Here is a 22,394-nt window from a genome sequence, read left to right on the forward strand (position 1 = left end):
CGTCATTTCAACAAAGACATGAATCAAAAATAATATAACCCATGTGTCTTACAATACTAGGATCATCTTATGAACGATATCAAGCAACTAACCTTACACCCTCGCCAGCTTAGCTTTAAGATGCTACGTGATATCTACGAGCGGCCTGTCATATTGACACTGCCCGAGGGTGCTTATAAAGCCATCGATGCCTCGCACGAAGATGTGCGCACCATCATTGCACGCGACAAAAGCGCATATGGTATCAATACGGGTTTTGGCCTACTTGCCAAGACGCGTATCAGTGACGACCAACTTGAGCTACTTCAGCGCAACCTAATCGTTTCTCACTCAGTGGGCACTGGTGATGCACTTCCTGCTGGCGTGGTACGATTAATTATGGTAATGAAAGTTGCCAGTTTGGCGCAAGGTGTCTCTGGTGTACGCCGCGAAGTGGTTGATAGTTTACTTGGCTTAATCAATAATCAAATCACACCCAATATCCCAGCCAAAGGCTCGGTTGGCGCCTCTGGTGACTTAGCCCCTTTGTCACATATGACGCTGGCGATGATGGGCGAAGGTGATGTGTTTGTCGCTGGTAAAAAAATACCTGCTGCTGACGCTCTAGCGCAGCATGGACTTGAGCCTATTACTCTTGCAGCCAAAGAAGGCCTTGCACTTATCAACGGTACACAAGTATCAACCGCATTGGCATTACGGGGTTATTTCTTAGCGCGTGATTTGCTTGAGACCGCCACCATTGTAGGCTCACTGTCTATTGATGCTGCCAAAGGCTCGGATTCACCATTTGATGCGCGTATTCATGACGTGCGTGGTCATCATGGTCAAATTGAAATCGCCAAAGCGCACCGTCAATTAATCAAAGGCAGTGCGATTCGCGCCTCGCATGATGGTGAGCAGGATGACCGAGTGCAAGATCCTTACTGCCTGCGTTGTCAGCCGCAAGTCATGGGTGCCTGCCTTGATATCATCAATCAAGCAGGTAAAACGCTACTAATCGAATCCAATGCCGTCACTGACAATCCGCTAATTTTTAATAACGAAGATGGCCCAGTGGCTATATCAGGTGGTAACTTCCATGCTGAGCCAGTCGCTTTTGCCGCTGATATTTTAGCCTTGGCAATTGCCGAGATTGGTTCTATGTCTGAGCGCCGTGTGGCCTTACTTATCGATGCGACGCTGTCAGGTGGTCTGCCGCCATTCTTGGTTGATAACGCTGGGGTCAACTCAGGCTTTATGATCGCCCATGTGACCGCAGCCGCGCTGGCATCAGAGAATAAATCTATCGCTCACCCAGGCAGTGTCGACAGTATCCCAACCTCTGCCAATCAAGAAGACCATGTATCGATGGCCACCTATTGCGCACGCCGCCTATACGAGATGGCGCAAAACACCGCGACCATCATTGGCATTGAGCTATTAGCTGCTGGTCAAGGTATCGATTTCCATCGTGGATTAGATACGTCAGAGCCGTTGACCGTAGCACATCAAAAATTACGCGCGCAAGTGACTTTCTATGATAAAGACCGCTACCTCGCCCCAGATATTGAAGCGGCCAAGCAGTTGGTATTAGACGGTACGCTTGCTGAACATTGGCAGTCACTACGCAGCGATTGGTACGAGTCTAAATAAATATTAATGGGCAGAGAACAGCGATGACAATAGCGAGAACAACAGCAACGACTACCACTCACATTGGCCACACCCCTGCTGATATGACCCAATGGACAGGGCGCGCCGAGCCATTTGAGACGGCACGCGCCCGCTATTGGTATCAGCTTGCTCAGCCTTATGAGAGTCAAAATATTGGGCTAATTGGCTTTGCATGTGATCAAGGGGTCAGACGTAATCAAGGCCGCGTGGGTGCTAGAGCAGCCCCGCCATTAATTCGTCGAGCATTTGCTACGCTGCCAGTCATCGCTGAATTGCAACAGCGCTTTGATGGACAATTATCAACCTTATTGGGTGATGCTGGTGACATTCATTGTCACGACGATGATGACTTTGCCACGAATACTCTTGAACAAGCTCAGATTAAATATGCTGAGGAAGGGAGCGCTATCGTCAAGCAAGGCGGTTTGCCTATCGGATTGGGCGGTGATCATGCCATCGCTTACGGCAGCTTTTTAGGGTTATGGCAGGCTTTAGAAAGTCAAAACGATACAACTATCAGCACACATACAGCACCTACTATCGGAATTATTAATTTTGATGCCCACCTTGATATTCGCCAATCTGATGTAGCGACTTCTGGTACACCATTTCGCCAAATTGCTGAGCACCTTGATGCACATGGTCAGCCCTTTCATTATTGCTGTATTGGCGTCAGTCGATTTTCTAATACGGCGGCGCTCTTTGATCGCGCTGAGCAGTTAGGTGTACAAGTAATCAGTGACGAAGACTGTCAGCAGCAGCCTTGGGATACGCTTGCTGAGCAAGTCAAAAGCTTTATCGATCAGGTTGATATCGTGTATTTAACCATCGATATGGATTGCTTGCCATCTAGCGTCGTTCCAGGAGTTAGCGCACCTGCCGCCTTTGGCATTGAGCTAGGTTTCGTTGAACGCATGGTAAAAACTATCATGGCCACTGGTAAAGTAAAAATGGCCGACATTGCTGAGATTAATCCTACCTTTGATATTGACAGTCGTAGCTGCAAAGTTGCTGCTCGCTTACTAGCGACTATGGTAGAGCAGCATTTACTTGTCACCTAGGTCTTACGAACAAAGAGCAACGACTTCACACTAATCAGGAGCACATTATGAGTGCATCAAAGAACTCCGTATTGAAAAACCCTACAGAACAGACGCTAGACGAGTTTACTATGACGTCATTTGACCATGTCATTATTAACGCTAATGTCGCGACTTTTTCAGAGCAATACGGGTTTAATATTCATTCCGACAATCAAGCTGATAGTAACCCATACGGACAATTACTGAACGCTGCAATCGGTATTAAAAGTGGTAAAATCGCTTGGATTGGTACACAGAATCAAATCACTGTTCATTTACCTAAATATCGAGCTAGTCAAATCACAGATGTGGATGGCAAATGGGTAACTCCCGGACTCATCGACTGTCACACTCACATCGTTTATGGTGGCAACCGCAGTAACGAGTTTGAGGCACGCCTGCAAGGTGCCAGTTATCAAGACATTGCGGCACAAGGCGGCGGTATTGTCTCAACCGTCACTGCTACCCGCGCTGCCAGTGTAGAGTCGTTATTTGCACAAAGTGAAAAACGGTTGCTTGCACTGATGAAAGAAGGCGTCACCAGTATCGAAATCAAGTCTGGTTATGGCTTAGACTTAGACACGGAACGCAAAATGCTCACGGTCGCTCGCCAACTGGGAGAGAAATACGATATTCATGTGAGCACTACTTATCTAGCAGCACATGCCCTACCACCTGAATACAAGTCTCACATGCAGGACCGCACAGACGAATACATCGAGCAAGTCTGCGAGTGGCTACCCATCTTGCATTCAGAAGGCTTAGTCGATGCGGTCGATGGCTTTTGTGAAAACATTGCCTTTAGTAGCGATCAAATCAGATGCGTTTTTGAAGTGGCGCGCGCGTTAGGTCTGCCAGTCAAACTACACTCTGAGCAATTATCTGATATAGGCGGAAGTGCCTTGGTTACCGAATATAAGGGGCTGTCGAGCGACCACCTAGAGCACTTATCAGAAGAAGACATCAAAAAAATGGCGGCTAGCAATACCGTTGCAGTGATATTACCAGGAGCATTTTATACCTTGCGGGATACCAAATTGCCACCGATTGATGCACTACGCAAACATCAAATACCTATCGCAATTTCAACCGACTGCAATCCTGGCACCTCACCGCTTACCTCATTATTGCTTGCGATGAATATGGGCTGTACGCTATTTTACTTAACCACTGAAGAGGTACTGGCAGGGGCAACTGTTTATGCAGCACAAGCGCTGGGATTGTCTAATAAAGGCAAAATAGAGATTGGCTGTGATGCAGATTTGGTCTTATGGGATATCGCCCGCCCTGCGGATTTGGCTTATCAGATGGGACTAAACCCTATTAACGGCATTATGGTTCAAGGCAAGTGGCGTGAGACGGTATAGCGAACTTATCTAACTACTCACATTAAAGAAGCCCCAGTCGTTGAATGATTGGGGCTTTTTTAATAATAAATGCACAGCTTTGCTATCTCATTTTCAAAAAACTGAGTAGCGAAAAAAACGACTATTAGCGATACCTATCATATCTATCTATCTGTCTAACTTACTTAGCTATTTCTTAAACTTATTGTTGAATACGCTGCCAGTATTGGCATCAACATTTAGCCAAACGATACTATTACCTTTAAGGATATCAGCTTCATAATAGGACGCATGATCACTATAATCTCGGTCGTTTTTAAACTCAATCTCGATAACACGGCCGCCCGATTGTTTTTCAGCAATTTTCATTGCTTGTTTAACATCAATCTTCGCTTGTTTAAGCGCCTTATAATCTACCAGATCATCACTGTCTAATCGTTCCACATCCGTACTAATCACTCTACCATTCATGGCGTCGACTTTGATTTCATAGTTTCGGCTACTGGTTACAAATTCCATCTCATACACACCGCCTTGTGCTTTATCATCATCGTGATCAAAGCTGGCGCTCATCAATAGACCAGATGACTTTTTCGCCGCAATATTTATTGCTTGTTGTAAGCTTATTCTGCTGGCTTTGGCGGCTTGCACCTCACTTGCTAGCGGTTGCTGTGTAGATGCATAGATTGTCGTAGTCAACATAGCCGCACCCACTACTACTGCAGCACGGGTACCCAAAGTCGTTAGCGAAAATGGCTTGAAAATCTTGCTCATAACGGTCTCCACAAAATTAATCTTATTGAGTGTTCTAAAATTATTATCTTTTAAAAAACACACATTATCAATAGATCAATCGTATCACTTCATAAAAACCACTTTGACTGTTCACGGTAGGTTTAATTCATAAAAAACGCGCCTATCGTTAAAACAAACGCGTTATTCGTTAGTAGGTGGCTATGATAAAAGTGCTTAGTTTAAAATACCGTAAGCGACCAATGCATCAGCAACTCGTTTAAAGCCAACGATATTTGCACCAGCCATATAGTTGATATAGCCATTATCTGTTTGACCATACTGTTCTGAGGCGTCAGCTGCGCAGTCATGGATATTTCGCATGATATTTTTGAGGCGCAAGTCGATTTGCTCAAAGCTCTTATACTGACGGACTGAGTTTTGTGACATCTCAAGCGCAGACACTGCTACACCGCCCGCGTTGGCGGCTTTACCTGGGGCATAATGCACACGGTGCAAACGAATATAGTCGATGGCTTCAGCAGTCAATGGCATGTTGGCACCTTCGACAACGTATGTAATGCCATTTTCAACCATGAGCTTGGCATCTTCTTCATTGACTTCATTTTGCGTCGCTGATGGAATCGCGATGTCACCTTTGAATTGCCACGGCTTTTGCTTCGCAAACCACTCTCCACCATAAACATCGACGTACTCAGCCAACGGTTTGCTTTTTGCTTTTTGCGCCTTGAGCCAATCAATTTTTTCTTGATTCAGACCCGCTTCATCATACAAAGTCCCTTGTGAGTCTGACACAGTGACGACGATGCCACCCAGCATATGGGCTTTTTCAGCAGCATGTAATGAGACGTTACCAGCACCTGAAACCAATACTCTCTTACCTTTGATATCGTCATTTTGCGCCGTAAGCATGTTTTCTAAGAAATACACCGCGCCATAACCTGTCGCCTCAGTACGCATCAAACTGCCACCGAAGCCAACGCCTTTACCGGTCAAAACGCCGCCGTATTCGTGCGTTAAATTTTTATACATAGCAAACATATAGCTGACTTCACGCCCACCCACCCCAATGTCACCAGCGGGCACATCGATGTCTTTATTCACATAGTGATGTAGTTCACGCATAAAGGCATAGCAAAAACGGCGGATTTCACTGTCGGTTTTGCCTTTGGGATCAAAATCAGAGCCACCTTTACCGCCGCCCATTGGCAATCCAGTCAAAGCGTTTTTGAATATTTGCTCAAAGCCTAAGAACTTCAACACAGATTGGTTGACAGTCGGATGAAATCTCACGCCACCTTTATAAGGACCTAACGCATTGCTGAACTGGACACGCCAGCCGCGGTTAACCTGAACTTCACCTTGGTCATTTTCCCAGTTAATACGAAAAGCAATAACGCGATCAGGCTCAACGAGGCGCTCAAATATTTTAAAAGTATCATATTCTGGGTGGGCGTCGTATAACGGCGCAATCGTAATTGCAACTTCTTTTACCGCTTGAACGAATTCAGGTTGATGGGCGTAACGCGCTTCGACTTTTTCGATGGCCTGACTGATACTCATATCTTTTCCTTAGGGTAAAAATGGTGATCGTGCTTACTTACACCGATGTCACGTCGTATGACAACAAACGAGAGGATTGTAGACACTGGTGTAAAACTGAAATTGCCCCGACACGCTGGCTTGTGTAGAGACAAATGGGATTAAAAAAGCTGACTGAATTTATGCCTAGATGCCACATTCAGAGACAAGAACATTTTTTATCCCATAATATATATCATTTTTGAGGCGTATAAGTCTAGTAAATATCACCATCATGAAAAGTTATAAGCGATTTTTATTGACACAGTCTAGAGTACGCCTTTACATAGCACCTTGAGACGCCGACTGATGAGCTTACAGATCTCATTGATTGTGCTAAAAATAGTCCTGTATTACTAAAAAACCTTCCTTTTCCTAATCGGTAAATAAATCAAATATTAATGGAAATTTGTGTATTGATAACCGTTAAGTAAAGACGAAAGGTCAATAACCAGCACCAAACGGTATAAAAAACCCAAAAACTTGGCTTTTTGCTTGAGCTGATGTATATCAATATTGACAGCAAGGGTTTATAATAGCCGACTTAGTCAACATTTATTCTCCACCATTACTAACTGTTATTTTATCAATTGAATAACCCGTCATAGAGAAAGCGATATGCGTACAGATTCATTCCAGCAAATCTTGGAAGACCTAAACAGCTCATCAGCCGATGTTGAAGCATCTGCCCTTATTTCTAACGATGGTCTGATGATTGCCTCAGCACTACCAACGGGCGTTGATGAAGACCGTGTTGGCGCTATGTCAGCGGCTTTATTGTCATTGGGTGACCGCGCAGGTCGTGAGTTGGCACGTGGTAGTATCGATCGCATTATGATTCAAGGTGAAAAAGGCTACGTGATTATGACCTCATCTGGAGATGAAGCGGTACTTACTATTATGGCAAAACCGAATGCAAAACTTGGTTTGATATTCTTAGATATCAAGCGTGCCTCAGAAGCCCTTGCAAAACTTATCTAATTGGTAAATTTGGATTTTTGTCGATAACATATTTTTTATTATTTAACGTCATATAGCACATAGCGCGACTGATAAATATGACTTTAAATCAAAATGAAGTGACTGTCTCATAAAAAATATTTAAGATGGCACACATTATTTGTGTGGAATAATAGCCTGATAAATATTGGGACGACGACTGAGCTGAAAGGCAACATGATGTTATCGACAACTACCACACCAGATTGGTTTTTTAATCATTATAAATATAACGATAAATAAAGGAGATTACGATGGGTTCTCCAATCCCTGATGCACATAAGCCTGATATGCCCGCTGAGCAGATTACTCTGACTTATTATGATGGTACATCGCGGACTGTCTATGATACTGGTATTGAACGCCCTTATCCTGATGGCAAACTGATTGTATCTCGCACCGATTTGGATGGTGTGCTGACTCACGTCAACGATGCTTTTGTCGAAATTAGTGGCTACAGCGTTGATGAGCTTATTGGTCAGCCACAATCTATTTTGCGCCACCCTGATATGCCAAAAGCCGCTTATAAAGATTTGTGGGATACCGCAGAAGCTGGGCAAAAATGGCATGGCTACGTTAAGAATTTATGCAAAGATGGCAGTCACTATTGGGTCTATGCGACCGTTGTGCCAAACATTCGTCGCGGCGAAACAGTGGGTTATACCTCGGTACGCCGTAAGCCATCACGTAGCAAAATCGAAGCTGCTATGGCTCAGTATGCCCAAATGAATCAAAATGAGGAAGGCTAAATCATGACGACACACAATATGTTAATCGCCCCTGATTTTTCTCCTGAGCGTTTTGCAGGCTGGCACATGTTTAATATCTTGATTCAAAAACGTGCCAACCTAAATATGCATCTGAACATACCTACCTCACATGCTGAACAAGAGCAAATCATTGAGGCAGGTGACATTCAAGTTATCTATGCCAACCCATTTGATGCAGCCACTTTGATCCGTGAACAAGGCTATCGCGCTGTTGCACGCCCTATCGGCAAATCGGATGAGATGGTCATTGCTGCTGCGGCAAACAGTGATATCAAGCGCTTAGAAGACATTAAAGCGGGTGCGACCGTAGCAATGGCAGACAACCGTGATGTTAAGCTGATCGGCTTACGCTTGCTAGAAGCTGTGGATATAGAAGAGTCTGATCTTAAATGGGATATCACTGAGACTTATCAGGCAGCCGCCCGTAAAGTCATCAAAGGTGATGCTCAAGCGGCTTTTTTCTTGGCAGAGATTTTTCATAGCTTTTCACGCTTGACCAAAACTCAGCTGTCAGTGCTAATCGAAAGTGATTTGGCAGACATTAGCCATGTATTATTGATTAAAGATGACTTTCCTGATACAGAAATATTCATGAATGCGATCCTGAACTTGCATAATGATGACGATGGTAGAGAAGCATTGGCTGAACTTGGCATGCCTCAAGGGTTTGAAGCCATGGACGAAGAAGATGCTGAATTTATGATAGATTTGATGCAAACTTTACTTGATTAATTATTAATTACTACTTATTAATTGGCACGTTGCACCGTTTCGCTTAGTGAAGTCATAGCCTATTGTCGCTCAATAGTGACTATATCATTTTGACCATACGATATTAGCCATAAGCTGTTAGCCATACGATATTAGCCATACGATATTAGCCATAAGCTGTTAGCCATAAGCTGTTAGCCATACAATAGACACTATGACGTAAAGGACACTATTATGTCTGATTTAGACCTTATTAAAGAAAATGAGATGGAAGCACGCCGAGTATTTCGTTTATATTCGCGTAAAGTGTTTTTGGCACCCAATAACCGTCATTTTCATGAACAACGTATCAATGCCGCATTACTTTTAACCGAAAAAGAGCCGCTGCAAGGTGCCGTCGCAGACTTTTTTTATGGCTGTTGGTATGACATTCCTTACGATGTAAATAACCTGTTTACGCGTATTAAAGATCGCTTGTACCCTCATGTCCAGCAAGGGTTTCGCGACTGTATTAGTAAGAAGCGATATATTCAACGCAATAGTATGCTGGCGACTCGCTGGAGTGTCCTGATATCGCCATCTCTCAATGAGCAAAAACAGCGATTGCTTATCAGTAGCGATGACGCCAAAGAAATATCCAAAGACATCACCGCTGAGCTCATGCAGGCGCGTGAAGATAAGGATTGGGGCACGATTGAGCAGATCGAAAACGAATTCTTTGCTCACTGTATCGCTCGCAATGATCGACTTGCCTTCTCGTTAGTATGGTTTCGCTTGGGTAAAAGCGACTGGCAGTTCGATGAGCGCTGGAACAACTGTCAACAGCATCTTGATCAGACCATCAAGACCTAATTTATCGCCGATTTAACCCTTTCATCACAATGGTAGCCGCTATGTCCTCTTACTTAAATGCTGATAAAACGTATCTAACCCTCACTCCAGCCGGTATTTTTGAGGCATTTTCACAAAGTGAGCCCACTGATGAACAGCTGTCATTACAAGACTTAATGTCCTATGGGGAGACGTTGCTCGCCGCTGATTGGCTTGAGCGTTATTCTGACGAATGGCTACAGAGCTTTATAGAACATGGCTGGATTGAAAAGCTGTCTTTGTTATTACCCGCACCCAATCTGCCATTGGATCAGTTTTTACCGTATGTGGTTGCCAGCTTATCCGGTAAACGCCGTGCCGCTATTGGCTCTGATGAAGGGTTTTGCCTAGCACGAATCGGTTACAGCCAAGAAGAAGCGGACATGCTAAGTGTTGCAGCTGCTGACTTTTCAGGTTTTATGATTCGCCAAAAACAACGCGGCTGGGCGGTTGAAAGCCAAGCCATCTCGTTTTTTCAACAAGTTGACTTACTGATTCCTGAGACCAGCTTTGTGTTTTTATGGATTGATGGTTCAGGTTACGCCCTCATCATCGATGGCGAGCCTTTAACTAATAGCCGCGCCTTTGTTGAGATGGTATGGGCATTGAAAACGTCTGGCTTAAGATTTCTTAGCTAATTCAACCAAACCGCTTGATATACCATTAAATATCCATATGACACGCTGCCATACTGACCCGTGCGCTTATATCAAACCAAGCGCACTTCTTTCAATCTCTTTCTCTCATCTTCTGCTATAGCCGATTTGTATACAAGGATAAGGTATTACAAATTGCACTTAGGCTTTACGCATTATTAAGATGTGATATTCAAATAAATTATGAAATAAAAAAAAAGACGCTATTTACAGCGTCTTTTTTGTTTGTTGCTACAACTACATTTATATATTGCGCACTATAATTGATGGTATACGTGAATACATAATTAATGATATGCCGTTAGATATCAACTCGACGGCCAACAGTATGCCAAGAATATACGTCGCTGATTGCGGATAACTGGTAAATATCATGATAGCCAATATAATTGAGAGCAGACCTGAGAGTAATATTGGGACAAAAGCCACTGTCCGACGTAGACCGAAAGCAACAACAACTCTGACTATACCCGTTGCCATAAATAAAATAGCAATTACCATGGTCAAGGTTAATATGCCTTGTAACGGATCTTGTAATAACTCAATGCCAATCAATACACCAAGTACACCGCCGATGGCCGCTAGCACTTTTCCAGTGGTACTATGTGCTCGAAACAAGGCAATAAACTGTAAAACACCCACTAAAAGAAAGATAAAACCTGCTAACTGCTCAGCGGCCAAAGTGGCGCTAAGAGGATTAAAAAATGCAAAGATACCGCCAAGAATACTAATGATGCCAATGACTAACCACAGTGTACGATTCATAAGACGACCTTATTTTACATTTAATAGAAAATAAATTATATCGCAAACCTTACTTTGTGTTGTATAACGGTAGTAATATCTTCGAGTAGTCCTGTTAATATCAGAGTGTGGGCATTGATTTGTGGTCACAAGCCTGCTAACTGATTGTTCCACTGTTGCCGCGTCATGTTATACAGTACATGCTCAGCCAGCCGATGGTTAGGGTCAAGGGCTGGGTGGTAGAAGTTGGCGCGGGTATTTATCATGCCAAGGCGCTCCATAACCAATTGCGAGCGTTTATTGATAACCGCTGTGAATGACACAACCTCATCGAGCGACAGCTCAGTAAAAGCAAAATTCAGCGCCGCACGTGCCGCCTCTGTAGCATAGCCCTGTCCCCAATAATCTTTATGTAGTCGCCATGCAATCTCGACAGCAGGGGCAAAAGACATATCTGCGTGAGTATCATTCAAGCCAACAAAACCGATAAAATCATCATATGTTTTAGTGCTATTTTTTAAACATACTGCCCAAAGCCCCCAGCCTTGATTAGCAATAAGCTGCTGGCATTTACTAGCGATGATGTCACTTACTTTAGGCGTTAATAACTTGGGAAAATACTTCATTACCTCAGGATCAGCATTTATTTCAGCAAAAACAGCAAAGTCACTTGCTTGCCATTGCCTAAGGTAAAGACGTTCTGTTTCTATCAAATTTATCATTTTTATCACTTATGGATTGACACTATTAATACTATTTATCCAGCCAGCCTTTTTGCTTGGCATGAGCAAGTTGCTCAGGAGTATCGATATCATAGCTCAGTTGATTATTAACAACGGTACTTATCTGACTGGGCGGCAAACCTCTAATTAAATAACGCAGCCCTTTATCGCCTACCAGCAATGCTTGCCACTCTCTGAGTAAATCACAATCAATCGTTAAAGGTAGTCCGATAATATTTTGCTTTAATACAGTGGCAGCAGACGTTTCATTTAAACTCCTATTATTTAAATGCTGCCAGCTACCATAAGTACTTGCCACTACAGACCGCTTATCTGCCAGCAGTTTTGCCAAATGCTGCTCATCGAGTAAAACTTGATCAACACCCATAATGACGACGCGCTCGATTAATGAGCTTGTTAACTGCGTGACTGCCTCAATAGCCAAATCCAAACTATACGCCATACCTATTTCAGGCGTAGAATTTACGACCATTTGAATCATAGAGTACTGAAAAGCCAATTCATTCATCGCACTGGCTATTGATGGTTGATTATCAGGAATAACTATAATAATTGCTTGCGGTTTTGTAGAAAGTGCGAGTTTGGTCATGAAGCAAATTAAGGGTTCGCCATCTTTACATAGTAACTGTTTTGCTTGACCTAAACGCAGGCTCAGTCCACTGGCCAAAATAATGACCGCATGGTTTGGTGGCTTTGATAGATTTATTGGCTTCAGTTGCGTAGAGGCTAAAATAGATGCGTCGCGGCTCATGATAAATTTATCGCGGCACGAGCACTTGTAGCAGTCGTCTCTATAGAATCAATATGCGTAGAAAATAGCGTTGTACAGTTAGTGTTTGACAGATGAGTGTCTGAGTTTTCTGCTGATAGGTTTTGATTATGGACGACAGCATTGACTTGCGCCATGATACCCAGTGCTAAGGCTTCAGGACCATCTCCGCCCAGCTTATAACCAATCGGATAATGCAGTTTTTTGATACCTAGGTTTAAACTGGCAGAATTTGTAAACCTTGTACTAATTTCTTCGATTAAGCGCTCGGTACGGTAGCGTGGTCCTAGTTGTCCAAGATATTTATAGTGATTAGCATGCTCTAATAATACGCCAAGGCGAGCACGGTCTTGGCTGAGACTATGCGACATTAAAGCAATAGCGGCATTTTTACTGAGTTTTAGTAAAGTGTCACTATCATTTAACGCTAGTACCATCACGCTATCTGCCTCAGGAAAACGCCGCTGCGTGGCATATTGCGCTCGACTGTCTACCACTGTCACATGCCAATCTTGCATCTTTGCCATCGTAACTAGCGGCATCACATCATTGCCAGCACCACAAATCAGCAAGCGTATCTGTGGTTGTAGGCGCTGAATCAGCCATTCTGTGGCTAAATTGTCATTGTCATCTTTTACGATGACGTACTCAGCATTTTTATGGAGAAGCTTATATTCGGATAAACTTTCAATAGCATGGATAACTGTGCTTGAAGCATTAGATACCACTTTATCTGAATTATTAGCGTCGATAGCGGTGAGTTTTCCTGACTTGATATAATTATCTAGGTTAAGACGCAAACCAATTTGAAGTTGAGAGTTTGGATTATTTTGGGTATTAAAATGGATTGTAGAGCGGATTAAAGTTGCTACCGTTACTGGCTGCTGAGACTGACGAACCTGACTGATGACATTTAACAAAGACATTGCCGTCGCTAACCGTTCAAACAACACGTGTACGCGCCCATTACAGCCTAATCCAAAATTTAACTCGTCCAAATCAATATCTTGTTCATCGTATTTATTATCTGTGCCCTTATTATCACTGCCTCTATTAAAGTCAAAACCCTCTTCTGATACGCTCGCTTGCGCTACACCATCAGCATATTCGATATCATCACCCGTTTGGTAGACTTGCACGTTTGCACCTTGACGCGTGAGCCAAAAAGCACGTTTGATAATATGTGGCTCCAGACAGCCGCCGCTAATCATCCCGACCGAACGACCATTTTCACAGATGAGCATCATCGCGCCTGCGCGGCGATAGGCTGACCCTTCGGTACGCACGACGGTTGCTAGTACCGCGTCGACCTGTTGTTGCTGAGCCTCGCGTGCCAGCTTAAGAATATCAGCAATTTGATTCATAACGCCTCTTATATACTCTCTATCATTGATGTCTATATACGGTATATATCCATCATGACCAACTTACAAAACCAGTTCATAAAACCCGCTAACGGCTACAATTAGCGGGTTTATATTGTCCATCTATTTGACTAAGAACCTACTCTGGTAGTTCATAAAGTAATTTATCGAGAGTAATAGGAAAGTCATAAACTCGTACACCCACGGCGTTGTAAACGGCATTAGCAATAGCAGCGGCAGCACCTGCAATCGCCGTTTCCCCAATACCTTTTATATGCATTGGATTGGTGTACGGATCGTCCTCTTCTACCAAGATAACATCAAGCTGAGGAACATCCGCATTGACTGGGACATGGTATTCTGCAAGATTATGATTACATAGCCGACCGTCACGCTTATCGTGAATCACCTGCTCCATCAATGCCGAACCAATACCAAATACCATGCCGCCATAGCACTGTGAGGTCGCGGTTTTGTGATTGAGGATACGCCCTGCTGCAAAGGCGCCTGTCATACGCTTGACGCGTATTTCACCAGTCACTCGGTGTACAGCGACCTCGGCAAAATTAGCACCAAATGACGCTTGGCGATGACTTTTGGCATTTTTACCCGGTGCAATTTGACCTTTGGCACTGAGTTTTTGGTCATCATATTGAGCGACGATATCGGCTAATGAATGAGTCTGAAAATTACTAAAGTCATATTCTTTCGATTCAGTTAGTGAGATTCCCGTTATTTCAGCTAATTTATCTTTTAAATCAGCCACTTTATCTACGATGTTATCGCCCAAACCTGCTACTTTTTCTTTTCCTGCTTCTATAACGGTTTCTACAAAATTAGCATCATGCTCACCTATCTGCTTAATTTGACCGTTATCCAGCTGAATGGTATCAGGGTATAGACCGACTTTTTCTGCGGTCATTTCACGTAGCTGCTGACAAGCAAGGTATATACTACTGCCTGAACTGGCAGCGCCCATACTGCCCCCTGAGCCTACCGCAGGTGGCAAACTGGTATCACCAAGTTTCATTTCAATATGATCTATTGGTAGCCCTAATAAATCTGCAGCAACCTGAGTAAATACGGTATAAGAACCTGTACCGATATCGGTCATGTCTGTCTCAATCACAGCTTTGACGCCTAGTGCTTTTGAGTTATCTATTTGCAGGGTCGCCCGTGCTTCTGATGGCGCTAAGCTGTTGCCGCGAGCTGCCGCTGCCATACCCATACCCATCCACCAATCACCTTCTAAGCGACTGGCAGGCTTAGCATTGCGTTGATTCCAGCCAAACTGTTCAGCTGCTTGATCGATACAAGCGATGAGCTTACGCGTGGAAAACGGGACACCTTTACTAGGATCTTGCTCAGGCTCATTACGACGGCGCAGCTCGACAGGGTCTAGGTTGAGTTGCTCTGCCAATTCATCCATCGCACACTCAAGGGCAATCTGCCCCACTGCTTCACCGGGGGCACGCATTGAGCCTGACAATACTTGGTTCATATCTACTTGCTGATAATTAACTCGGCGATTGTCACCGCGATACAGATAATGCGTAGAGAGCGCTGCTGGCTCAAAAAAGGCTTCTCCTGGCAAATTACTAGAGACCGTCTCATGAATCATGGTGTCAATAATACCATCTTCACTACAGCCAATTGCGATGCGTTGACGCGTGTTCGAGCGTCTAATCGTTGCCTCCATTACTTGCGGACGGGTCATAGTGATTAACACGGGACGACCCAATTCTTTTGCGGCGAGTGCGGCGGCTATCGATTCTGGAGAAATCCCAAGCTTGCTACCAAAACCCCCACCGACATAACGAGCGATTAATTGTACATTTTCTAGATCCAAATCCAATGCATCAACGATTTGCTTTTTGCACGAAGAAAGCATTTGATTAGAGGAGTACATAATCAGCTTATCGCCCTCCCAGTGAGCAAGCGTTGCATGAGGCTCCATCGCTGCGCTGTTTTGACTTGGGGTATGATAAAAGCGGTCAAGGGTTACCGCAGCATTTGCGAGGCTTTGTTCTGGATTACCCTTTTCTGAGTTTTTATCAGAACCTTTTTTTTCATTAACGTCATGAGCATTTGGCAGCTCTGCCGTAAAGTTCAATGCCGCCTGCTCAGTCTCATCCTCATAAGTCACTTTGAGCGCTTTTGCGCCTTCGGTCGCCGCCTCAAACGTCTCAGCAATGACAACCGCAATCGGCTGACCATGATAAAAAATTTCACTAACGCCTTGCTTAGGTGATTTGGTTGCACCGCCTTGTTGGGCATTGCGTAAAAAGTGCTCAGGATCAGTAACTACTTTAATAATGTTGGGAATACCCTCTAAAGAGCTGCTATCAATTTGCTTAACGCGTCCTTTGGCAATCGTTGCGCTCACTAATACGCCATAGGCTTGATTGTCTAGATGAATCTCTGCCGTATAGTGCGCTTGACCGCTGACTTTAAGTGATCCCTCGACTCGGTTAATGGGCTTACCTACCAATTTACTCGCTGTTTTATCAAAAAGCGACTCAACAGGCTCATTCATCATCATTTTTTTGGTCGGTTCTGACGGAAATACTGAGTCCAATAACGACATGATTATGCTCCCTTGCCCGCTAATGCGCGTTGAATAACTTGTTTGAGTAGACGACGAGTCAGCGGTATTTTGAAATCATTTTGACCACTACCTTTAGCCTCTTTTAATAATAAGTCCGCTGCTTGTTTAATGACATTTTCATTGCCATCAGTACCCGTCAGCAATGCCTCAACGGCTTCGTTGCGCCATGGCTCAGTACCAATACCGCCGAATGCTAAGCGCACTGTGTCCAAACGCTCATTATCAGTCACGTCTATGATCGCGGTACAGGAGACTAAGGCAAAAGCATAGGACGCGCGATCACGCACTTTGTCATAAGTGTGCATGCCTTTGATGGGCGCTGGCAACACAACATGAGTGATAAGCTCACCAGACTCTAAAACGTTTTTGATATGTGGCGTGTCTTTTGGCAAACAATAAAAGTCTTTAATCGCGATTTTACGCGTTGAACCATCCCTTTTTAACGTCTCAATAGTGGCATCTAATAAGCGCATCGCGACGGCCATATCAGATGGATGCTGAGCAATACAGGACTCGCTAGTACCTAAAATTGCCAACGTACGATTTTCGCCACGTATCGCTGGGCAACCAGAACCTGGCTTGCGTTTATTACAGGCGCTGTCTGTCTGATAAAAATAATAACAACGCGTACGCTGTAATAGATTACCGCCCGTCGTCGCTCTATTACGCAACTGTCCCGTCGCACCTGCCAAAATCGCCCGTGATAGCACTGGATAATTGGCAATCACCTCAGGATGCGCGGCCAAGTCGCTATTGGTCACTAGCGTACCGATGCGTAGGCCACCATCTGTAGTCTTCTCAATTTGAGCTAATGCTAAGCGAGTGATATCCACCAGCTTAACTGGCGTTTCAATCTCTAACTTCATCAAATCTAAAAGGTTGGTACCCCCTGCGATAAATGAGGCGTCTTTTACACTAGCAGATTGGGCTGCCTGCTCTGGCGCGGTAGCACGGCTATACTCGAAACGTTTCATGAACGATCTCCTAACCTGCTAGTTGCCGTCTTATTCTTCATAGATTGACTACCTAGCTGCGCTTCACTAGGTGGTGGCGACCAAATACCCGTCACCTCTGATTTTTGTACTGCGTCAGTTTTAGATGAGTCATTCATTTCATTTTCTAAAACTTGTGAAATGGCCTTAATAATATTGGGATAAGCAGAACAGCGGCAAATATTGCCACTCATACGCTCAGCGATTTCTTGCACCAGCAATCCATCAGGGTTTTGCAAATCTGTAGTGACATGACTGGGCCAGTTTTGTTTAATCTCATCGATCAGCGCTGTTGCTGAACAAATTTGCCCAGGGGTACAGTAACCACATTGAAACGCATCATTATCTTTAAAGGCTTGTTGTAGCTCCGATAATAATTCGGGCATGCCAATACCTTCAATCGTGGTAATCTCATCACCATCGTGCATAACTGCTAAGGTCAAACAGGCATTGACCCTACGCCCATTGATAAGTATGGTACAAGCGCCACATTGACCATGGTCACAGCCTTTTTTAGGCCCCGTAATTTTGAGGTGCTGACGACAGACATCGAGTAAGGTCGTGCGTGAATCAAGATTGTCAAGCTGATAATCTTGCTTATTAATGGTTAAGTTCAAGGTAGACATGCTGGCTTCTCGCTGGCAGATAATCAAAAAAATAGGGTTAAACGCTTCTTAAAAGTCGCGCCAATCGATTTATTATGACTTATTAGAAATGTCGATTTGTTTTTACTTTGTAGTTATTGCAGTGTAGTTTTTAATCTATGAAAACTTTACTCCTCAGTATTTTATCTCACTTATTCACTATCAATTTTATAAATGAAACTCAAAAACTCATTTTATTAGCAAAAAAAATAGCGCTATAAACATGCCGTTTATAACGCTATTTGAGTTCAATATAGTCAGTTAAAAATATCAGTCGGTCATTACGCTTTAGTAATTATTCTCGCTTCACTCAATCGAGATTTTGGCAAATCGGCATTAAAATCGTCTTCACTACGATAACCAAGTGAGATAACGGCAACGGCTGTGTAGCCTTTGCTACGTAGCTCAAACTCTTCATCGAGTGCCTTTAGATCTGCACCTTCCATCGGCACAGTATCAATGCCTAAAGTAGCAGCACCCAGCAATAATGCGCCCATATTTAGGTACACTTGCTCGACCAGCCAATGTGGCTCGTCTTTTTGCTCATAACGACGAATGTCCAAAAACATTTTGCGAACTTGATGCATTTGCTCTTTGAATTTTGGCTCTGCAAAGCGACCATCCGTATTTTCTTTATCCAATACTTCATGCAAAAATTCATCATCAGCATAGATACGACTACAGAAAATGATGACGTGTGAGGCATCTTTCACCTTTGCCGTGTTGAAATCAAACATCCCTTGCGTACCTTTTGCGATACGTGCCTTGCCAGCATCATCATCAGCGATCACAAAATGCCAAGGTTGGATATTGGTGCTTGATGGGCTAAGTCGTAGGATATCCTTTAAACTTTGAAAGTCTGCTGCTGATATTTTTTTATTGGCATCAAACTCTTTGGTGCTGTAACGCCAGTTCATGGCTTCAGTGATATTTTTCATTTATGACTCCAAGATTTTTAGTACCGCCACTTTAAGCAAAAACCCGTTTGATGACCGTTACATATTGGTTAAGTAGTCACCTATTTTGTTATTAAGTTGCTGATAATTCAGTGCATCGCTGAGTTATTTGAGCCGCCATTTGAACAGTTATTTAAGCAGATACTTATTAGACAGAGACTCATTAAACAGTAACTTAGACGATATTGTAATTGTTCTCTCACTCTCTTAGCATTAGTTAATTAGCATTGATAATGAGCATTGATTTATAAGGCGGTCGACCACAGACAGCTTATATAAAAAATAAATACTGAATTAGGCAGATAGATATGGAACATTCAAAGCAGTTATCCTCAGAGCAGCCACTACGCATCGATATCGTCTCAGACGTTGTTTGTCCTTGGTGCGTCATTGGTTACCGCCAACTTGCTGAAGCGCTTAAGCAAACAAATACGGCCCATGAAATACATTGGCATCCGTTTGAGCTTAATCCAAATATGCCAAGCGCAGGACAGAATATGCGTGAACATATTATGGAGAAATATGGGTCGAGCAAGCAAGAATCTGATGCTAGCCGTGCTCGATTAATCGAAGCTGGTAATGAGGTTGGCTTTACGTTTAACTTTAACGATGACACGCGTATGCACAACACGTTCAACTTGCATCAATTACTGCACTGGGCAGATCAGCAAGGTCGCATGCATGACTTAAAGCAGGCGTTATTCATCGCTCATTTTACCAATGGTCGCAATATTTCTGACAATGCCGTGCTTGCTGATATCGCCGCAGAGATTGGACTAGATCGTGATGAGGCATTAGCCGTGTTAGCAGACCAAAGGTTCGCTAAAGAGGTGCGCGCAGAAGAGCAACATTGGCAACAACAAGGCATTCAAAGCGTGCCAGCGGTAATTTTTAATAAGCGTCATCTGGTTAGTGGTGCACAAGGCGTGGAAAATTTCAAGAATATCTTGCAGCAGTTGGCTGACATGCCAGACTAGTTTTCCTAACAAGATTTTTTGGCAAGATTTCGTTTGCTATTTCTAAAAGGATCCCTTATGTCCTCTGATAAAACTCTCCCTATTATCGTGTTTGATGTCAATGAGACGCTACTCGACATTACCACTCTTGAGCCATTATTTGCCCGATTGTTTGGTGACAGGCAAATGCTAAGAGAATGGTTTGCCCAATTGGTGCTATATTCGCAAACTATGACGTTGTCAGGACTTTATACGCCTTTTGGTGAGCTTGGCATCGGTGCGTTACAGATGACAGCGGCTATCCATAAAGTCGTGTTAACAGACGACGATATTGATGAGTTAAAAGAGCACATGAGCAAAATGCCTGCTCATCCTGATGTAGTACCAGCATTAACAAAACTACGTGAGGCAGGATTTCGCCTAGTGACATTGACTAACTCAGCAAGTGGCGCGTCTCCTACGCCACTCGAAAAAGCAGATATCAGCCATTTCTTTGAACAGCATTTTAGCGTTGAGACTGTCAGTAAGTTCAAGCCTGCGCCTGAAACTTATCAAATGGTCGCTAAGGAGCTGTCTGTTGAAACATCAGGTTTATGTCTGGTCGCCTGTCATCTTTGGGATACCATCGGCGCTCAAGCGGCTGGCTGCCGAGGGGCGTTTCTCACGCGACCATATAATGCTTTATTATCAGCACCAAACGTTCCATCGCCAGACTTTATAGCAGCAGATCTAACCACGCTTGCCGAACAGATAATTTTTTCCACTAAAAAATAATTGCCAATGCCAGAAAAATGCCGCCCTATATAAGGACGGCATTTTTGGTTTAGCATACTGCTATTTTATAAGGCTAAATCTATAATCACTATTATTAATAATGATTTTTAAAAATGAATAACCGTACGAATACTTTCACCTTTATGCATCAAATCAAACGCTTCATTGATGTCTTCTAATGGCATGGTATGGGTAATGAAGTCTTGTAGTGGGATTTCACCCGCCAGATAACGCTCAACGTAGCCTGGTAATTCCGAACGACCTTTTACACCGCCAAATGCTGAACCGCGCCAGACGCGACCAGTCACTAACTGGAACGGACGAGTAGAGATTTCTTGTCCAGCACCAGCAACACCGATGATGACCGACTCGCCCCAGCCTTTATGGCAGCACTCAAGCGCCGAACGCATGACATCGACATTACCGATACACTCAAATGAATAATCAACGCCGCCATCAGTCAATTCAACGATGACCTCTTGAATCGGTTTGTCATAATCTTTAGGATTGATACAGTCAGTCGCACCAAGCTTTTTAGCCAGCTCAAATTTGCTTTCGTTAATATCAATGGCAATGATACGACTTGCTTTTGCCATTGCAGCACCGATGACCGCTGACAATCCAATACCACCAAGACCAAAGATAGCGACAGTCGCACCCTCTTCTACCTTGGCCGTATTCATCACTGCACCCATACCCGTGGTAACACCGCAACCAAGCAAGCAGACTTCTTCTAGTGGTGCTTCTTTGTTCACTTTTGCCAAAGAAATCTCAGGCAACACCGTATATTCAGAGAAGGTTGAGCAGCCCATATAATGATAAATTGGCTCACCATCTTTATAAAAACGTGTGGTGCCGTCTGGCATTAAGCCTTTACCTTGGGTCTCGCGTACCGCTGAGCACAAGTTTGTTTTGCCTGAGGTACACATTTTACAGACGCCACATTCTGCGGTGTATAACGGAATGACATGATCGCCGACTTGCACACTGGTGACGCCTTCGCCGATTTGCTCAACGATACCGCCACCTTCATGACCCAAAATCGCTGGGAATACGCCTTCTGGGTCTTCACCAGATAAAGTAAATGCATCAGTGTGACAGACGCCGCTTGCCACGATTTTTACCAATACTTCGCCTTTACGGGGCAGCATCACATCCACTTCTTCGATAGATAGTGGCTCATTTGGACCCCAAGCAATGGCGGCTTTTGATTTAATAAATTTATCTGACATCGTTATCTCTCTTTTTAATTCATTTTATGGGTTATTAAGCGCAGACCTCTATTCAGCTTATCTTGCTTGTTGAATGGAGGCAAGCGGCAGTTGTAGCAGTCTGTAAAGCTTTATACTGACTATTATAGTTTTTTCTATAGCGATAACAATGTGCTATATTTGCAAATATCTTTTACACAGTGGTAATAATC

21 protein-coding genes are annotated in these 22,394 nt (G+C 43.7%); 10 read left to right on the top strand and 11 right to left on the bottom strand.

The genetic code is table 11. The features are described 5' to 3' along the window. The first annotated feature begins 69 nt into the window (after positions 1 to 69). From hutH to hutI, 3 genes are all read left to right on the top strand, one after another. Entirely contained in the window at positions 70 to 1,632 is a 1,563-nt protein-coding gene (gene hutH, locus AK822_RS11120) for a histidine ammonia-lyase (protein ID WP_060491694.1), read from the top strand. 23 nt (positions 1,633 to 1,655) lie between these two features. Then, on the top strand, positions 1,656 to 2,714 hold the full coding sequence (gene hutG / locus AK822_RS11125; RefSeq protein ID WP_087945640.1) for a formimidoylglutamase: 1,059 nt from the start codon (positions 1,656 to 1,658) through the stop codon (positions 2,712 to 2,714). A gap of 110 nt (positions 2,715 to 2,824) precedes the next feature. After that, positions 2,825 to 4,102: an imidazolonepropionase gene (gene hutI / locus AK822_RS11130; protein WP_087945716.1), complete on the top strand. Its 1,278-nt coding sequence runs from the start codon at positions 2,825 to 2,827 to the stop codon at positions 4,100 to 4,102. A 168-nt stretch (positions 4,103 to 4,270) separates the two neighbouring features. Here the strand turns inward: hutI and AK822_RS11135 are convergent, their stop codons facing one another. Further along, on the bottom strand, positions 4,271 to 4,855 hold the full coding sequence (locus AK822_RS11135; protein ID WP_055124627.1) for a PepSY domain-containing protein: 585 nt from the start codon (positions 4,853 to 4,855) through the stop codon (positions 4,271 to 4,273). A 195-nt stretch (positions 4,856 to 5,050) separates the two neighbouring features. Then, complete coding sequence (gene gdhA / locus AK822_RS11140) at positions 5,051 to 6,397, bottom strand: NADP-specific glutamate dehydrogenase (protein WP_055124628.1); 1,347 nt, start codon at positions 6,395 to 6,397, stop codon at positions 5,051 to 5,053. A 636-nt stretch (positions 6,398 to 7,033) separates the two neighbouring features. On the opposite strand from gdhA, the gene AK822_RS11145 reads away from it, so the two are divergent. From AK822_RS11145 to AK822_RS11165, 5 genes are all read left to right on the top strand, one after another. Continuing rightward, a complete protein-coding gene (locus AK822_RS11145) occupies positions 7,034 to 7,396 on the top strand; it encodes a roadblock/LC7 domain-containing protein (protein ID WP_010201036.1) in 363 nt (120 codons plus the stop codon). Between the two features lie 272 nt (positions 7,397 to 7,668). Beyond that, entirely contained in the window at positions 7,669 to 8,163 is a 495-nt protein-coding gene (locus tag AK822_RS11150) for a PAS domain-containing protein (RefSeq protein WP_060491695.1), read from the top strand. 3 nt (positions 8,164 to 8,166) lie between these two features. Continuing rightward, positions 8,167 to 8,916, top strand: a complete 750-nt coding sequence (locus AK822_RS11155; RefSeq protein ID WP_060491696.1) for a PhnD/SsuA/transferrin family substrate-binding protein — start codon at positions 8,167 to 8,169, stop codon at positions 8,914 to 8,916. 213 nt (positions 8,917 to 9,129) lie between these two features. Beyond that, complete coding sequence (locus tag AK822_RS11160) at positions 9,130 to 9,747, top strand: hypothetical protein (RefSeq protein ID WP_060491697.1); 618 nt, start codon at positions 9,130 to 9,132, stop codon at positions 9,745 to 9,747. 41 nt (positions 9,748 to 9,788) lie between these two features. After that, positions 9,789 to 10,403: a hypothetical protein gene (locus AK822_RS11165; protein ID WP_045444387.1), complete on the top strand. Its 615-nt coding sequence runs from the start codon at positions 9,789 to 9,791 to the stop codon at positions 10,401 to 10,403. A 261-nt stretch (positions 10,404 to 10,664) separates the two neighbouring features. Here the strand turns inward: AK822_RS11165 and AK822_RS11170 are convergent, their stop codons facing one another. The 8 genes from AK822_RS11170 to nfsB all read right to left on the bottom strand — a co-directional run bounded on the left by AK822_RS11170 (position 10,665) and on the right by nfsB (position 19,223). Further along, entirely contained in the window at positions 10,665 to 11,186 is a 522-nt protein-coding gene (locus tag AK822_RS11170) for an HdeD family acid-resistance protein (RefSeq protein ID WP_060491698.1), read from the bottom strand. Positions 11,187 to 11,311: 125 nt separating this feature from the next. Beyond that, positions 11,312 to 11,887, bottom strand: coding sequence for a GNAT family N-acetyltransferase (locus AK822_RS11175; RefSeq protein WP_060491699.1), 576 nt, complete (start codon positions 11,885 to 11,887; stop codon positions 11,312 to 11,314). Positions 11,888 to 11,918: 31 nt separating this feature from the next. After that, positions 11,919 to 12,659 (bottom strand): NTP transferase domain-containing protein, encoded by a 741-nt coding sequence (locus AK822_RS11180; RefSeq protein ID WP_060491700.1) that lies wholly within the window; start codon positions 12,657 to 12,659, stop codon positions 11,919 to 11,921. After that, positions 12,656 to 14,041 (bottom strand): XdhC family protein, encoded by a 1,386-nt coding sequence (locus AK822_RS11185; protein WP_060491701.1) that lies wholly within the window; start codon positions 14,039 to 14,041, stop codon positions 12,656 to 12,658. Before AK822_RS11185 ends, AK822_RS11180 begins: the two co-directional genes overlap by 4 nt. A gap of 139 nt (positions 14,042 to 14,180) precedes the next feature. Continuing rightward, positions 14,181 to 16,628, bottom strand: a complete 2,448-nt coding sequence (locus tag AK822_RS11190) for a xanthine dehydrogenase family protein molybdopterin-binding subunit (protein ID WP_060491702.1) — start codon at positions 16,626 to 16,628, stop codon at positions 14,181 to 14,183. Positions 16,629 to 16,630: 2 nt separating this feature from the next. Beyond that, a complete protein-coding gene (locus AK822_RS11195) occupies positions 16,631 to 17,623 on the bottom strand; it encodes an FAD binding domain-containing protein (RefSeq protein WP_060491703.1) in 993 nt (330 codons plus the stop codon). After that, positions 17,620 to 18,267: a 2Fe-2S iron-sulfur cluster-binding protein gene (locus AK822_RS11200; protein WP_060491704.1), complete on the bottom strand. Its 648-nt coding sequence runs from the start codon at positions 18,265 to 18,267 to the stop codon at positions 17,620 to 17,622. The genes AK822_RS11195 and AK822_RS11200 overlap by 4 nt, the downstream gene beginning before the upstream one ends. Positions 18,268 to 18,566: 299 nt before the next feature. After that, positions 18,567 to 19,223 (bottom strand): oxygen-insensitive NAD(P)H nitroreductase, encoded by a 657-nt coding sequence (gene nfsB, locus AK822_RS11205; protein WP_060491705.1) that lies wholly within the window; start codon positions 19,221 to 19,223, stop codon positions 18,567 to 18,569. 326 nt (positions 19,224 to 19,549) lie between these two features. Between nfsB and AK822_RS11210 the strand changes: the two genes are divergently transcribed. Both AK822_RS11210 and AK822_RS11215 read left to right on the top strand, forming a co-directional pair. Continuing rightward, positions 19,550 to 20,218, top strand: a complete 669-nt coding sequence (locus AK822_RS11210; protein ID WP_060491706.1) for a DsbA family oxidoreductase — start codon at positions 19,550 to 19,552, stop codon at positions 20,216 to 20,218. 57 nt (positions 20,219 to 20,275) lie between these two features. After that, positions 20,276 to 20,971 (top strand): haloacid dehalogenase type II, encoded by a 696-nt coding sequence (locus tag AK822_RS11215; protein WP_060491707.1) that lies wholly within the window; start codon positions 20,276 to 20,278, stop codon positions 20,969 to 20,971. 107 nt (positions 20,972 to 21,078) lie between these two features. Here AK822_RS11215 and AK822_RS11220 read toward each other — a convergent pair whose 3' ends face one another. Beyond that, positions 21,079 to 22,203, bottom strand: a complete 1,125-nt coding sequence (locus AK822_RS11220; RefSeq protein ID WP_055124643.1) for an S-(hydroxymethyl)glutathione dehydrogenase/class III alcohol dehydrogenase — start codon at positions 22,201 to 22,203, stop codon at positions 21,079 to 21,081. Positions 22,204 to 22,394 lie beyond the last annotated feature (191 nt).

Source organism: Psychrobacter sp. P11F6, from assembly GCF_001435295.1.
GTDB lineage: Bacteria > Pseudomonadota > Gammaproteobacteria > Pseudomonadales > Moraxellaceae > Psychrobacter.

What these genes read in the sequence shown, in the direction of transcription:
- AK822_RS11135 (WP_055124627.1), bottom strand. Translation starts at nt 4,855, where the DNA reads ATGAGCAAGATTTTCAAGCCATTTTCGCTAACGACTTTGGGTACCCGT.
- AK822_RS11165 (WP_045444387.1), top strand. Translation starts at nt 9,789, where the DNA reads ATGTCCTCTTACTTAAATGCTGATAAAACGTATCTAACCCTCACTCCA.
- AK822_RS11185 (WP_060491701.1), bottom strand. Translation starts at nt 14,041, where the DNA reads ATGAATCAAATTGCTGATATTCTTAAGCTGGCACGCGAGGCTCAGCAA.
- nfsB (WP_060491705.1), bottom strand. Translation starts at nt 19,223, where the DNA reads ATGAAAAATATCACTGAAGCCATGAACTGGCGTTACAGCACCAAAGAG.
- hutI (WP_087945716.1), top strand. Translation starts at nt 2,825, where the DNA reads ATGACGTCATTTGACCATGTCATTATTAACGCTAATGTCGCGACTTTT.
- gdhA (WP_055124628.1), bottom strand. Translation starts at nt 6,397, where the DNA reads ATGAGTATCAGTCAGGCCATCGAAAAAGTCGAAGCGCGTTACGCCCAT.
- AK822_RS11190 (WP_060491702.1), bottom strand. Translation starts at nt 16,628, where the DNA reads ATGTCGTTATTGGACTCAGTATTTCCGTCAGAACCGACCAAAAAAATG.
- AK822_RS11180 (WP_060491700.1), bottom strand. Translation starts at nt 12,659, where the DNA reads ATGAGCCGCGACGCATCTATTTTAGCCTCTACGCAACTGAAGCCAATA.
- AK822_RS11220 (WP_055124643.1), bottom strand. Translation starts at nt 22,203, where the DNA reads ATGTCAGATAAATTTATTAAATCAAAAGCCGCCATTGCTTGGGGTCCA.
- AK822_RS11170 (WP_060491698.1), bottom strand. Translation starts at nt 11,186, where the DNA reads ATGAATCGTACACTGTGGTTAGTCATTGGCATCATTAGTATTCTTGGC.
- AK822_RS11160 (WP_060491697.1), top strand. Translation starts at nt 9,130, where the DNA reads ATGTCTGATTTAGACCTTATTAAAGAAAATGAGATGGAAGCACGCCGA.
- AK822_RS11210 (WP_060491706.1), top strand. Translation starts at nt 19,550, where the DNA reads ATGGAACATTCAAAGCAGTTATCCTCAGAGCAGCCACTACGCATCGAT.
- AK822_RS11150 (WP_060491695.1), top strand. Translation starts at nt 7,669, where the DNA reads ATGGGTTCTCCAATCCCTGATGCACATAAGCCTGATATGCCCGCTGAG.
- AK822_RS11200 (WP_060491704.1), bottom strand. Translation starts at nt 18,267, where the DNA reads ATGTCTACCTTGAACTTAACCATTAATAAGCAAGATTATCAGCTTGAC.
- AK822_RS11175 (WP_060491699.1), bottom strand. Translation starts at nt 11,887, where the DNA reads ATGATAAATTTGATAGAAACAGAACGTCTTTACCTTAGGCAATGGCAA.
- AK822_RS11145 (WP_010201036.1), top strand. Translation starts at nt 7,034, where the DNA reads ATGCGTACAGATTCATTCCAGCAAATCTTGGAAGACCTAAACAGCTCA.
- AK822_RS11155 (WP_060491696.1), top strand. Translation starts at nt 8,167, where the DNA reads ATGACGACACACAATATGTTAATCGCCCCTGATTTTTCTCCTGAGCGT.
- hutG (WP_087945640.1), top strand. Translation starts at nt 1,656, where the DNA reads ATGACAATAGCGAGAACAACAGCAACGACTACCACTCACATTGGCCAC.
- AK822_RS11215 (WP_060491707.1), top strand. Translation starts at nt 20,276, where the DNA reads ATGTCCTCTGATAAAACTCTCCCTATTATCGTGTTTGATGTCAATGAG.
- hutH (WP_060491694.1), top strand. Translation starts at nt 70, where the DNA reads ATGAACGATATCAAGCAACTAACCTTACACCCTCGCCAGCTTAGCTTT.
- AK822_RS11195 (WP_060491703.1), bottom strand. Translation starts at nt 17,623, where the DNA reads ATGAAACGTTTCGAGTATAGCCGTGCTACCGCGCCAGAGCAGGCAGCC.